We start from the raw sequence: 13,850 nt of genomic DNA on the forward strand, positions 1-13,850 counted from the left end.
GGTTGCTCATGGGTGGAACGTTGACTATTCGGCACAGGAAGAGACCAGGGGCTAGTACTGCTTCGGCGTGGAACGCGTTCTGGGATTGACTGTGTCGGGCACGTTGTTGGGTCCTGAGGGAACGGCCGTATGGTCTGTTGCTTCAGAGATGCCGGTCTCATGCGAGGTGGTCTTCGGATCGTCGAGTGTGGGTGTCTGGTCGTTGTTTGAGAACTGCACAGTGGACGCGAGCATCTGTGGCCAAGTTTTTAAGGGCGCACGGTGGATGCCTTGGCACCAGGAACCGATGAAGGACGTGGGAGGCCACGATAGTCCCCGGGGAGCCGTCAACCAGGCTTTGATCCGGGGGTTTCCGAATGGGGAAACCCGGCAGTCGTCATGGGCTGTCACCCATACCTGAACACATAGGGTATGTGGAGGGAACGCGGGGAAGTGAAACATCTCAGTACCCGCAGGAAGAGAAAACAACCGTGATTCCGGGAGTAGTGGCGAGCGAAACCGGATGAGGCTAAACCGTATTGGTGTGAGACCCGGCAGGGGTTGCCGATACGGGGTCGTGGGATTTTTCTTGACCGGTCTGCTTAGCCGGTCGGCGAGTCAGAAACCGTACAGGTAGTCGAAGGACATGCGAAAGGTCCGGCGTAGAGGGTAAGACCCCCGTAGGCGAAATCTGTACGGCTCGTTTGAAGAACTCCCAAGTAGCACGGGGCCCGAGAAATCCCGTGTGAATCTGGCGGGACCACCCGCTAAGCCTAAATATTCCCTGGTGACCGATAGCGGATAGTACCGTGAGGGAATGGTGAAAAGTACCGCGGGAGCGGAGTGAAATAGTACCTGAAACCGTGTGCCTACAAGCCGTGGGAGCGTCGGACATGCAGCTTGCTGTGTGTCTCGTGACTGCGTGCCTTTTGAAGAATGAGCCTGCGAGTTTGCGGTGTGTAGCGAGGTTAACCCGTGTGGGGTAGCCGTAGCGAAAGCGAGTCCGAACAGGGCGATACAGTTGCATGCCCAAGACCCGAAGCGGAGTGATCTAGCCATGGGCAGGTTGAAGCGGAGGTAAGACTTCGTGGAGGACCGAACCCACCAGGGTTGAAAACCTGGGGGATGACCTGTGGTTAGGGGTGAAAGGCCAATCAAACTCCGTGATAGCTGGTTCTCCCCGAAATGCATTTAGGTGCAGCGTCACGTGTTTCTTGCCGGAGGTAGAGCACTGGATAGGCGATGGGCCTCACCGGGTTACTGACCTTAGCCAAACTCCGAATGCCGGTAAGTGAGAGCGTGGCAGTGAGACTGTGGGGGATAAGCTCCATGGTCGAGAGGGAAACAGCCCAGAACACCGACTAAGGTCCCTAAGCGTGTGCTAAGTGGGAAAGGATGTGGAGTCGCAGAGACAACCAGGAGGTTGGCTTAGAAGCAGCCACCCTTGAAAGAGTGCGTAATAGCTCACTGGTCAAGTGATTCCGCGCCGACAATGTAGCGGGGCTCAAGCACATCACCGAAGTCGTGTCATTGCAGCATATAGGGCCAACGCCTGCTGTGATGGGTAGGGGAGCGTCGTGTGCCGGGTGAAGCGGCGGTGGAAACCAGTCGTGGACGGTACACGAGTGAGAATGCAGGCATGAGTAGCGATACAAGAGTGGGAAACTCTTGCGCCGATTGACCAAGGGTTCCTGGGTCAAGCTGATCTGCCCAGGGTAAGTCGGGACCTAAGGCGAGGCCGACAGGCGTAGTCGATGGACAACGGGTTGATATTCCCGTACCCGCTTTGAAGCGCCAACGCTGAACCAGGTGATGCTAAAGCCGTGAAGCCCGGAGTCTTCGGACAAAGGGACGTGGTGGAGCCGCTGGACCAAGTCTGTACTAGGTGAGCGATGGGGTGACGCAGGAAGGTAGTCCAGCCCGGGCGGTGGTTGTCCCGGGGTAAGGGTGTAGGCCGAGTGATAGGCAAATCCGTCACTCATCAAGGCTGAGACCTGATGCCGAGCCGATTGTGGTGAAGTGGATGATCCTATGCTGTCGAGAAAAGCCTCTAGCGAGTTTCATGGCGGCCCGTACCCCAAACCGACTCAGGTGGTCAGGTAGAGAATACCGAGGCGTTCGGGTGAACTATGGTTAAGGAACTCGGCAAAATGCCCCCGTAACTTCGGGAGAAGGGGGGCCATTCCTGGTGACGGCACTTGCTGCCAGAGCTGGGGGTGGCCGCAGAGACCAGCGAGAAGCGACTGTTTACTAAAAACACAGGTCCGTGCGAAGCCGTAAGGCGATGTATACGGACTGACGCCTGCCCGGTGCTGGAACGTTAAGGGGACCGGTTAGCTCTGATTCGTCGGGGCGAAGCTGAGAACTTAAGCGCCAGTAAACGGCGGTGGTAACTATAACCATCCTAAGGTAGCGAAATTCCTTGTCGGGTAAGTTCCGACCTGCACGAATGGCGTAACGACTTCTCGACTGTCTCAACCATAGGCCCGGTGAAATTGCATTACGAGTAAAGATGCTCGTTTCGCGCAGCAGGACGGAAAGACCCCGGGACCTTTACTATAGCTTGATATTGGTGTTCGGTTCGGCTTGTGTAGGATAGGTGGGAGACTTTGAAGCCGTGACGCCAGTCATGGTGGAGTCGTCGTTGAAATACCACTCTGGTCGTGCTGGATGTCTAACTGGGTCCGTGATCCGGATCAGGGACAGTGTCTGGTGGGTAGTTTAACTGGGGCGGTTGCCTCCTAAAGAGTAACGGAGGCGCCCAAAGGTTCCCTCAGCCTGGTTGGCAATCAGGTGTTGAGTGTAAGTGCACAAGGGAGCTTGACTGTGAGACTGACGGGTCGAGCAGGGACGAAAGTCGGGACTAGTGATCCGGCGGTGGCTTGTGGAAGCGCCGTCGCTCAACGGATAAAAGGTACCCCGGGGATAACAGGCTGATCTTCCCCAAGAGTCCATATCGACGGGATGGTTTGGCACCTCGATGTCGGCTCGTCGCATCCTGGGGCTGGAGTAGGTCCCAAGGGTTGGGCTGTTCGCCCATTAAAGCGGTACGCGAGCTGGGTTTAGAACGTCGTGAGACAGTTCGGTCCCTATCCGCTGTGCGCGTAGGAGTGTTGAGAAGGGCTGTCCCTAGTACGAGAGGACCGGGACGGACGAACCTCTGGTGTGCCAGTTGTCCTGCCAAGGGCATGGCTGGTTGGCTACGTTCGGGAGGGATAACCGCTGAAAGCATCTAAGCGGGAAGCCTGCTTCGAGATGAGCACTCCCACCTCCTTGAGAGGGTAAGGCTCCCAGTAGACGACTGGGTTGATAGGCCGGATATGGAAGCCCTGTGAGGGGTGGAGTTGACCGGTACTAATAGGCCGAGGGCTTGTCCTCAGTTGCTCGCGTCCACTGTGTTGTTCTGAAACAACGACCCCCATACCTGGTCACGGTGTGGGTGCGGTTGACAGTTTCATAGTGTTTCGGTGGTCATAGCGTGAGGGAAACGCCCGGTTACATTCCGAACCCGGAAGCTAAGCCTCACAGCGCCGATGGTACTGCAGGGGGGACCCTGTGGGAGAGTAGGACGCCGCCGAACAATCATTGTGAAGAACCCCCGCCGGGAAACCGGCGGGGGTTCTTTGCGTTCTGCCCTTTTTGTGACCCTGTGTGATTCTTGTCATGCGGGCCAGGGGGGGACCCGTTTCGGCTGGTGGGTGGGTCGCAGTTAGCATGTGAACACCCTCCTAGCTCGAAAGATGGACTTGTGACTGTCAACGACGACGTGTTCACGGACTGGAAGAACCGCGAGGAGATCGCGGAGTCGATGATTCCGATCATCGGCCGACTGCACCGGGAGCGGGACGTCACTGTCCTGCTGTACAGCCGCTCCCTGGTGAACAAGTCGGTGGTCAGCATCCTGAAGACCCACCGGTTCGCCCGCCAGATCGCCGGCGAGGAGCTCTCGGTCACCGAGACGCTGCCCTTCCTGCAGGCGCTGACCACCCTGGATCTCGGCCCCTCCCAGATCGACCTCGGCATGCTGGCCGCCACCTACCGCGCCGACAGCCGCGGTCTCTCGGTGGAGGAGTTCACCGCGGAGGCCGTCGCCGGCGCCACCGGTGCCAACAAGTTCGAGCGCCGCGAGTCGGGCCGTGACGTCGTGCTCTACGGCTTCGGCCGTATCGGCCGCCTGGTCGCCCGTCTGCTGATCGAGAAGGCCGGCTCCGGCAACGGCCTCCGGCTGCGGGCCATCGTCGTCCGTGGCGGTGGGGACCAGGACCTCGTGAAGCGCGCCTCGCTGCTTCGCCGTGACTCCATCCACGGGCAGTTCCAGGGCACCATCACGGTCGACGAGGCGAACAGCACGATCGTCGCCAACGGCACCGCGATCAAGGTCATCTACGCCAACGACCCGTCCGAGATCGACTACACGGTCCACGGCATCCGGGACGCCATCCTGATCGACAACACGGGCAAGTGGCGGGACCGCGAGGGCCTGTCGAACCACCTGCGCCCGGGCATCGAGAAGGTCGTCCTGACGGCCCCCGGCAAGGGCGACGTGCCCAACATCGTGCACGGCGTCAACCACGACACCATCAAGCCGGACGAGCAGGTCATCTCCTGCGCCTCCTGCACCACCAACGCGATCGTTCCGCCGCTGAAGGCGATGGACGACGAGTTCGGCGTGCTGCGCGGCCACGTGGAGACCGTCCACTCGTTCACCAATGACCAGAACCTCCTGGACAACTACCACAAGGCCGACCGTCGTGGCCGCTCGGCACCGCTGAACATGGTGATCACCGAGACCGGTGCCGCCTCGGCCGTCGCCAAGGCGCTGCCGGACCTCAAGGCGAAGATCACCGGCAGCTCGATCCGCGTCCCGGTGCCGGACGTCTCGATCGCCATCCTGAACCTCCAGCTGTCCCGCGAGACCAACCGCGAAGAGGTCCTGGACTACCTCCGCAACGTCTCGCTGACCTCGTCGCTGAAGCGCCAGATCGACTTCACCACCGCCCCCGACGCGGTGTCGAACGACTTCATCGGCTCGCGCCACGCGTCGATCGTCGACGCGGGTGCCACCAAGGTCGAGGGCGACAACGCCATTCTCTACCTGTGGTACGACAACGAGTTCGGCTACTCCTGCCAGGTCATCCGAGTCGTCCAGCACGTCTCGGGCGTCGAGTACCCGACCTACCCCGTTCCGGCGGTCCCGGCGGTCTGATCCGGACGGATCGGCGTTCGCGGGGCCCCTCGTAGGGGCGCGGACATGAACAGTGGGGCGGCAACCGGTGATCCGGTTGCCGCCCCACTGGCGTTTCCGGGGGTCGGGAGGTTCGGACGGGGCGCTTGTTGGAGGAGTGTTAACGCCCGCGTGACCTGCTGCTTCACGGGAGGGGGCGAGGTGGCGCGGAGGTGACGTCCGGCCGCCGGACGATGGACCAATGGTCTATACCAATGCGGTACTGTGGCCGTTGGAGCTGTCAGAAACACGGCTGTGGGGGCCATATGACTGTCCGACAAGTTATGTCCATTTCCTCTGGTTCATCCTCTTCCTCCTCTCCTCCGGCGCATCTGCCGCAACCGCCGGACGACCAGGAGCTCTACTGGTACTTCGGACCGCAGCGGCGGTGGGTGCTGGTCGCCAGTTCGGCGGCGTTCGTCTTCACCGCCGGGACGATGTTCACGTTCGCGCTGCGGACGCCCGCGCTGTGGGTGTTCCTCGCGGTGCTGGGACTCAATGTCGTCGCGCTGGCGCTGTCCTCGGTCAACAGCCTGCGGCAGCGGCGGCTCACCCGGCAGTCCCACGAGGTGCTGGTGCACGCGTGGGCGCCGGAGGAGCTGCCGACCGTCGATCTCTACCTGCCGACCTGCGGCGAGCCGCTGGACATCCTGGAGAACGCCTACCGGGCGGTGGCCGAGGTCGACTGGCCCGGTGCGCTGACCGTCTGGGTGCTCGACGACGCCGACCGGGCCGAGGTCGCCGACCTGGCGGCCGCGCACGGGTACCGGTACGTGGTGCGGCCCGACCGGGGGCACCTCAAGAAGGCCGGCAACCTCAACCACGCGCTCACGCTCAGCACCGGCGAGCTCATCGCCATCCTCGACGCGGACTTCGCGCCCCGGCCCGACTTCCTGCGCCACCTCGTCCCGTACTTCGCGGACCCGCGGATCGGCATCGTCCAGAGCCCGCAGTGCTTCGACACCGAAGAGTCGATGAGCTGGATCGAGCGCGCCGCCGGTGCCGCGCAGGAGTGGTTCTTCCGCTGGATCCAGCCCTCCCGCGACGCCAGTGACGCCGCCATCTGCTGCGGCAGCAACGCCGTCTACCGGCGGGTCGCGATCGACCGGGCCGGCGGGTTCGCCCGGCTCGACCACAGCGAGGACCTCTTCACCGGGCTCGGCCTGTACGCCCAGGGCTACCGGACGCTGTACGTCCCGGTGCTGGTCGCCAAGGGCACCTCGCCGGACAACCTGGCCTCGTACGTCAACCAGCAGTACCGCTGGGCGATGGGCAATCTGCACCTGCTGGGCTCGCCCGAGCTGAAGCGGATCGGCGCGCCCTGGCGGATGCGGCTCTGCTTCTACGAGGGCATCGTCGGCTACCTCGCCGCCGCCGTGAACATCTTCGTCGCGCCACTGCCGCCGCTGGTGATGATGTTCTGGTACCCGGAGCAGATCCGGCCCTGGCACGTGCTGCCGATGCTGGCGCCGCTCTGGCTCTGGCACGTGCTGCTGCCCCGGGTCAGCCGCACCCGCTGGCGGATCGAGGTGATCCGCTCCAACGTGCTGATGAGCGTCGCCGCCGGGGTCGCCTTCTGGCACACCCTGCGCGGGCGCAGCGCGGCCTGGGTGCCGACCGGCGCCGCCGGTGCGGCCGGGGCGGACGCGGCGGGGGCCACCGCGCCCGCGGTGCGGAGCAAGTCCCGCTCCGGCGGGATGGCGCGCAAGGTCGTCCTGGTCTCGCTGGCCTGGCTCTGCGGCTCGCTCGGGGCCGCGGCCCTCGGCCTGGGCCTGGCCGTCGCGCAGTACGGATGGGCCCCCAACTGGGGTCTCGGGCTCTACCTCGCGGTGCAGGCGCAGATCGGTCTGCCGCTGATCCGCGACCTCGTCGGCGAGGTGCGCGGCACCGCCCACCGCGACGACGTCACAGCCGGGCCGAAGGCGCCCCGGTCAGGCATGCTGCCCCGCCGCTGGCCGGAGGGGCTGGCCGCCACCGCCACGCTCGTGCTCACCGCTCTGCTCGCGTCCGGCTGGGTCCGGCCGATGCTGCCCTGGCTGGGTTGAAAGGTCGCCTTCTTCCATGTCGTCACCTCCCAAGTCATCACCTCCTGAGTCATCTCCTCCCGAGTCGTCACCGCCGGAAGCGTCGACCCTCGTGCCCGAGCTCGCGCCGGACGCCTTCACCATCCCGAGCCAGCGGACCGCCGCCGGCCGCACCGGTCAGGACGGTCGCGCAGGTCGCGGCGGCCGCTTCGGCCGCGCCCTCTCCCGGGGTTCCGATGCCCCGGGCCGGGCGCGCCACTCGGCCGGGTTCCGTCCCGACATCGAGGGCCTGCGCGCGCTGGCCGTGCTCTCCGTGCTCGCCTTCCACGCCGCCGTCCCCGGGCTGGCCGGCGGCTTCGTCGGGGTCGACGTCTTCCTCGTCGTCTCCGGCTACCTGATCACCGGCCTGCTGCTGCGCGAGGCCACCACCACCGGCCGGATCCGGCTCGGTGAGTTCTTCTCCCGCCGGGCCCGCCGGCTGCTGCCCTCGGCCGCGATCGTGCTCGGCGCGGTGGCCCTGTTCGGCGCCTGGCTGACGGTGCCGTTGCGCCGGGCCGACCTGGAGTACGACGTGCTCGCGGCGGCGTTCTCGGTCGGCAACTGGCGTTTCGTCGCCCAGCAGACCGACTACCTGGCCGCCGGGCGGGACGAGAGTCCGCTGCTGCACTTCTGGTCGCTCGCGGTGGAGGAGCAGTTCTACCTGGTGTGGGGCCCGCTGCTGGCCCTCACCGCCTACCTGGTGCTGCGGCTGGCGCGACGCGGCCGGACGGACGGGCGCGGGCGGTCGCTGCGGCCGGTCGCGGCGGCGCTCGCCGCCGTGCTGACCGTCGGCTCCTTCGCGCTCTCGCTGCGCTGGACGCACGACTCCGTCTCGCTCGCCTACCTCGGAACCCCGTCCAGGGTCTGGCAGTTCGGGGTCGGCGCGCTGCTGGCCCTGCTGCCCTGGCACCTGCTGCGCGGGCCGCGCCCGCTGCGGGCGGCGGTCGGCTGGGGCGGTGCGGCGGCCGTGGTGTGGTGCGTGCTGGCGTACGACAGCGGCACCCCGTACCCGGGCTGGGCCGCGCTGGTGCCGACCCTGGGCACGGCGGCCGTCCTCCTGGCCGGTACGCCGGGGCGGGAGGGGATCGCGGCCTCCGGCTACGGCGTGGACCGCGTCCTCGGCCTGCGCCTCCCGCGCGCGATCGGCCGGCTCTCCTACAACCTCTACCTGTGGCACTGGCCGGTGCTGGTCCTGGTCGGCGCGAAGTTCGGCCCGCTGGACTGGCCGGTGAAGGTGGCGCTCACCGCCGCCGCGGCCCTGCCCGCCGCGGCCGTCATGCGGTGGGTCGAGCAGCCGCTGCGGCACAGCCGCACCGTCTCCGAACTCCCGCGCCGGGGACTGTCCCTGGGGCTCGCCTCGGTGGTCATTCCGGTGGTGCTGGCGCTGGTCGTCGGCACCGGGACGCTGCGGCTGCTCGGTCCGGCGGCGCCGGTCGACCTCCAGGGGCTGCCGCCCGGTTCGCCGGACGGCACCTCGCTGCTGGTGCGCACCTCGGCCCCGCTCAAGAGCGGTCCGGCGGTGGTGCCGGACGCCGTCCAGGCACGCAAGGACTTCCCGCCGGACGGTGAGTGCGAGGTCGACCCGGCGGCCACCACCAGCCCCGACTGCCGCTTCGGCGTGGTCGGCAGCCCGGACCGGATCGTGCTGCTCGGCGACTCGCACGCCGGCCAGTGGTTCTCCTCGCTGCTCGCCCTCGCGGCCGAACGGCGCTGGGAGCTGGAGGAGTTGGTCAAGCAGGGTTGCCCGCTGCCGGAACTCTCGGTGGTGAACCCGCAGTTGGGCCGGACCTACCGCGAGTGCGACACCTGGCGGGCGAACGCCCTGACCAGGCTGGCCGCCGGGCCCAAGCCCCGGCTGATCGTGGTCTCCACCCTCAACCGGTACAGCGAGGACCGGGAGTCGGTGCTCCAGGGCTGGGCGAAGACGCTCGCCCCGCTGCGCGAACTCGGCGTCCCGATCGTCTACTTGCGTGACACCCCGATCCCCGGGACGGACGTGCCGGCCTGCGTCTCCGGTCACACCGAGGACCCGGCGGCCTGCGAGTTCCCGCGCGACAAGGCGCTCTGGGCGGACCCGCTCGCGGAGGAGATCGCGGCCGGCCGGATGCCGGGCGTGCGCTCGGTGTCGGTCAACGACGTCATCTGCCCCGGCAACGGCCGGAGTTGCCCGGCCGTGCTGGAGCGGATCCTGCTCTACCGCGACGACACGCACCTGACCAACGTCGCCGCCGTCGTCCTGACCCCGCGCCTGGAGCGGGTGCTGACGGACGCGGGTGCCCTGCCGCCGCGTGCCGGTGGTTCCGGTGGCACCGGTGGTGCCGCCCTGGCGCCCGACGCGTCCGGCTGGACCCAGCTGCTGCGCGACGACTTCGACGGCCCGGCCGGCAGCCGCCCGTCCGCCGTGGACTGGCAGTACGACCTCGGCACCTGCTACCCGGGCTGCCCGGCCGCGCAGTGGGGGACCGGCGAGGTCGAGACCATGACCGACTCGACCGACAACGTCCGGCTCGACGGCCGGGGCGCGCTGGAGATCGTGCCCACCCGGTCCGCGGACGGCCGCTGGTCCTCCGGCCGGATCGAGTCCCGCCGCGCCGACCTCGCCCCGCCGCCCGGCGGTGTGCTGCGGATCGAGGCCGGGATCGCCCTGCCCGACGTCACCGGTCCGGCCGCCGCCGGCTACTGGCCCGCCTTCTGGACCCTCGGCGGCGAGCTGCGCAACGGGTTCACCGGCTGGCCGGCCATCGGCGAGCTGGACATCATGGAGCAGGTCAACGGCCGGGACGCGGTCTTCGGCACGATGCACTGCGGTGTGCTGGACGGCGGACCGTGCCAGGAGCCGCGCGGCCTCGGCTCCGGCGACCAGCCCTGCGGCGCCGAGTGCCGCAGCGGCTTCCACCGCTACGCGGTCGAGGTCGACCTGAAGCCGGGCGCCGAGGAGGTCCGCTGGTACCTCGACGGCCGGGAGCACCACCGGGTCACGGCCGCGCAGATGGACCGCGCGACCTGGGACCGGGCCGTCGGCCGGGGGCTGTTCCTCATCCTCAACGTCGCCGTCGGCGGCAACCTCCCGGCGGCCTTCGGCGGCTCCGTCACCCCGGCCACCGAGCCGGGCCACCCGATGCGGGTGGACTACGTGTCGGTGGCCTCGAAGCGGTAGCCGGATCCGCCGGGCGGCCCGAACAGTGGCCCGCCCGGCGGCACGACCCGGCCCCGGCCGGGGAGCTCTCCTCGCTCCCCGGCCGGGGCCGTCGGCGTCCGGCCGGGGGCGGGCGGCGGCCGGTTCCGGGCGGCCCACCGCCGAGCAGTGGCCGACCGCCCAGGAGCGGCCGTTCAGCGGCCGCCGCAGAACGCCGTCTCCAGGTACGCCCGCATCGCCGCGAGCTGGGCCGCCTCGTCCTTGTCGTCGCCGCGGCCGGTGTAGGAGAGCGCGACCTGGCGGTCGGCGGTGCCCCAGAGCTGGGTGTCGAAGCCGAAGATCCCGCCGTTGTGGCCGAGCACCGGCCCGCACGAGAGCTGGTACCGGGCCAGGCCCAGGCCGTAGTCGAGCTGGTGCGCCCCGGGCTCGGTCGGCACCATGGAGGTCATCTCCCGCATCAGCCACGGCGGCAGCAACTGCCCGTTGAGCAAGGCCCGTTCGAAGCGGACCAGGTCGGCGGTGGTGGAGATCAGCTCCCCGGCGGCCCCGGCCCAGGAGGGGTTGTGCTCGGTGACGTCGACGTACGTCTTGCGGACCGGTCCCGTCTCGTCGACGATCGTCCAGTACCCGTGGGCGTGCCGGCCCGGAATCGTGCTCGCGGTACCGGGGAACAGGCTGTCGGTCATCCCGAGCGGGCGCAGGACCCGCCGGGTGATCTCCTGGCCGTACCCGCGCCCGGTGGTCTTCTCGATCAACAGGCCCAGCAGTGCGTAGTTGGTGTTGGAGTACTGCCACTCGGATCCCGGCGGGAAGTTCGGCGCGTGCGCCGCCGAGGCCGCGACCAGCTCGCGCGCGGTGACGGTGCGCCGCAGTCCCCCGTCGGCCACCCAGGCGCGGAAGACCGCCGGGTCGAACAGCTCGGGGAAGATCCCGCCGCTCTCGTTGGTCGGATCCCACAGGCCCGAGGTGTGGTTGAGCAGTTGGCGGACCGTGATGTGCGCGCCGTCGGGTATCAGGCCGGGCAGATGCTTCTCGACGGAGTCGTCCAGACCGATCCGGTGCTCGCCGACCAGTTGCAGCACGGTGGTGGCGACGAACACCTTGGTCACGCTGCCCGCCCGGAACCGGCCGTCGCCGCGCACGGGCGCGCCGGTCGCCAGGTCGGCGACTCCTGAGGCGCCTCGCCAGACGCCGCCGCGGTCGCGGATCTCGGCGATGGCGGAGACCGCTCCGGCGCCGGTCAGCGCCGCGAGGGCCCGCTGTCGCTGGCCGGCGGCAGTCCGGTCGGACCGGTCGCCACGGTCGTCGGACCCGGCCGTCCCGGTCGCGCCGGCCGCCTCGGCGGCGGACGGTGCGCCCGCCGCCGCCAGAGCGGGAGCCGCGGGCGTGGCCAGGGCGAGACAGACTGCTGCGGCCACGAGGTGGGCAAGGCGACGTTTCACGGGTTCCTCCCCGGCTGTGGGCGGACCGCGTCCGCCTCCGACCTCAGCCTTCCGGCTGCCCGCCGCCCGATCGTCGCCCTGACTGAGGACCGGCCTCTCGGCCCTCGGAGGTACTCGTGTACGCCGCCGGAAGGAGAACGCCCGCACGGCAGTTGTACCCCGGCGCCGGAGATCGGGGTCCCGGCCAGGACGGACCGGTCGACGTGTCGGCCGCGGAGTTCCTGCTGTGCGGGCCTCGCCCGGTCCCGGAAGCGCAAGAGCCTCGCCCCGACGGGGCGTCGAAGGACGGCACCGCCGGGCCGGGGGACTCATCGGATCGGGTGACGGTGCTGGGGCGTCCACCGGTGCGGCGGATCCCGGGCGGTGGCGGTGTGTATAGGTGACAGCCGGAGAACCGCGACGGAAGGACCGCCCCCATGACCCAGTCACACGCCAGGCCCGCGCAGAGTGCCGACGAGGTCGTCGAGCGGATGCGGGAGATCGGGGCGCGGCTGGACCCCGGGGACGGGATCGCCTGCTTCAACCGGATGCACCTGCGGGTGGCCGCGCTGGTGGAGCGGCGGATCGCGGCCGGCGAGGTCCGGGACCCGGCGTTCGTCGAGCGGCTCGGGGTGCTGCTGGCCAACCAGTACTTCGACGTGCTGGACGCCGCCGGGGCGGGCCGGGAGGTCGGCGACGCCTGGCGGCCGCTGGTCGACGCGCGGGACGACCGGAGGGTGTGGCCGGTGCAGTTCGCCTTCGCCGGGACCAACGCCCACCTCTGCCACGACCTGCCGCTGGCCGTCGTCGAGACCTGCATCGAGCGCCGCACCACGCCCGACACCCCGCCGGTGCAGGAGGACTACGTGCTGGTCGGCGAGCTGCTGGTGCGGGCGGAGGCGGAGGAGCGGGCCGGGTTCGAGCAGCGGATCGCCGGGGTCGCGGCCGGGGCGGCCGAGCCGCTGCGCCATCTGGTGGGGGCGTTCTCGACCGCCCGGGCCAGGGAGGCCGCCTGGGCCGCCACGCTGTCGCTCTGGCACCAGCGCAACATCCGGCCGCTGTTCGACGCGACCCTGGCCGCCGTCACGGCGGGCACCGCGCTGGCCGGGCGGCTGCTGGTCACCCCGGTCCCGGTCCCGAGTGCGGAGACGGAGGCGGAGGCGGGGACGGAGGCGGGGCCGTTCGGGAGAGCGTGAGGCGGGCCCGGTCGGCGGATCCCGGCGGGCGGTCGGCGCCGGCCCGGGGTGGAGTGGTGGGTGACCCGACCCGTCGAAGGACCTGGAAAGGCCGCCGATGTCCTCCTCGCCCACCCGGTACGACGATCTGACCGCCATGGTGGTCAACTGCACGCTCAAGCGCTCGCCCGAGCGCAGCCACACCCAGGGGCTGATCGACGTCAGCACCGGGATCCTGGAGCGCCAGGGCGTGCGGGTGGACGTGGTCCGCGCGGTCGACCACGACCTCGCCACCGGGGTCTGGCCGGACATGACCGAGCACGGCTGGGAGACCGACGACTGGCCGGTGCTCTACAGCCGGGTGATGGCCGCCGACATCCTGGTGCTGGCCGGGCCGGTCTGGCTCGGCGACAACTCCTCGGTGATGAAGCAGGTGATCGAACGGCTGTACTCCTGCTCGTCGATCCTGAACGAGCACGGCCAGTACGCGTACTACGGCCGGGTCGGCGGCTGTCTGATCACCGGGAACGAGGACGGGGCGAAGCACTGCGCGATGAACGTGCTGTACAGCCTCCAGCACCTGGGCTACGCGATCCCGCCGCAGGCCGACGCGGGGTGGGTGGGGGAGGCCGGGCCGGGGCCGTCGTACCTGGACGCGGGCTCGGGCGGGCCGGAGAACGACTTCACCAACCGCAACGCCACCTTCATGACCTGGAACCTGCTCCACCTCGCCCGGATGATCAAGGATGCGGGCGGCATCCCGGCCCACGGCAACCAGCGTTCCGAGTGGGACGCGGGCTGCCGCTTCGACTTCGAGAACCCCGAGCACCGCTGACCGTGACCGGGCGGACA

At 68.6% G+C, this 13,850-nt stretch carries 6 protein-coding genes and 2 rRNA genes; 7 read left to right on the forward strand and 1 reads right to left on the reverse strand.

The genetic code is table 11. The features are described 5' to 3' along the window. Nucleotides 1–238 precede the first annotated feature (238 nt). The 5 genes from ACW14Y_RS30445 to ACW14Y_RS30465 all read left to right on the forward strand — a co-directional run bounded on the left by ACW14Y_RS30445 (nt 239) and on the right by ACW14Y_RS30465 (nt 10,423). Nucleotides 239–3,357, forward strand: a 23S ribosomal RNA gene (locus ACW14Y_RS30445). An 85-nt stretch (nt 3,358–3,442) separates the two neighbouring features. After that, nucleotides 3,443–3,559 (forward strand): 5S ribosomal RNA (gene rrf / locus ACW14Y_RS30450). Between the two features lie 168 nt (nt 3,560–3,727). Next, nucleotides 3,728–5,185: a glyceraldehyde-3-phosphate dehydrogenase gene (locus ACW14Y_RS30455; RefSeq protein WP_327074554.1), complete on the forward strand. Its 1,458-nt coding sequence runs from the start codon at nt 3,728–3,730 to the stop codon at nt 5,183–5,185. Nucleotides 5,186–5,487: 302 nt separating this feature from the next. After that, nucleotides 5,488–7,248, forward strand: coding sequence for a glycosyltransferase family 2 protein (locus ACW14Y_RS30460; protein ID WP_456984070.1), 1,761 nt, complete (start codon nt 5,488–5,490; stop codon nt 7,246–7,248). Nucleotides 7,249–7,531: 283 nt separating this feature from the next. Then, the gene (locus tag ACW14Y_RS30465) at nt 7,532–10,423 is read left to right on the forward strand and encodes an SGNH hydrolase domain-containing protein (protein ID WP_456988292.1); all 2,892 of its coding nucleotides are present in this window, start codon (nt 7,532–7,534) and stop codon (nt 10,421–10,423) included. A gap of 173 nt (nt 10,424–10,596) precedes the next feature. On the opposite strand, the gene ACW14Y_RS30470 is transcribed toward ACW14Y_RS30465, so the two are convergent. After that, nucleotides 10,597–11,844, reverse strand: a complete 1,248-nt coding sequence (locus ACW14Y_RS30470) for a serine hydrolase domain-containing protein (protein WP_456984072.1) — start codon at nt 11,842–11,844, stop codon at nt 10,597–10,599. A 416-nt stretch (nt 11,845–12,260) separates the two neighbouring features. Here ACW14Y_RS30470 and ACW14Y_RS30475 point away from each other — a divergent pair, with 416 nt between their 5' ends. Both ACW14Y_RS30475 and ACW14Y_RS30480 read left to right on the forward strand, forming a co-directional pair. Further along, a complete protein-coding gene (locus tag ACW14Y_RS30475; RefSeq protein WP_456984074.1) occupies nt 12,261–13,019 on the forward strand; it encodes a DUF5995 family protein in 759 nt (252 codons plus the stop codon). 97 nt (nt 13,020–13,116) lie between these two features. Continuing rightward, a complete protein-coding gene (locus ACW14Y_RS30480) occupies nt 13,117–13,833 on the forward strand; it encodes a flavodoxin family protein (protein ID WP_380301651.1) in 717 nt (238 codons plus the stop codon). The last annotated feature ends 17 nt before the right edge of the window (nt 13,834–13,850 follow it).

It is taken from the genome of Kitasatospora sp. cg17-2, assembly GCF_054031055.1.

What these genes read in the sequence shown, in the direction of transcription:
- ACW14Y_RS30480 (WP_380301651.1), top strand. Translation starts at nt 13,117, where the DNA reads ATGTCCTCCTCGCCCACCCGGTACGACGATCTGACCGCCATGGTGGTC.
- ACW14Y_RS30475 (WP_456984074.1), top strand. Translation starts at nt 12,261, where the DNA reads ATGACCCAGTCACACGCCAGGCCCGCGCAGAGTGCCGACGAGGTCGTC.
- ACW14Y_RS30460 (WP_456984070.1), top strand. Translation starts at nt 5,488, where the DNA reads ATGTCCATTTCCTCTGGTTCATCCTCTTCCTCCTCTCCTCCGGCGCAT.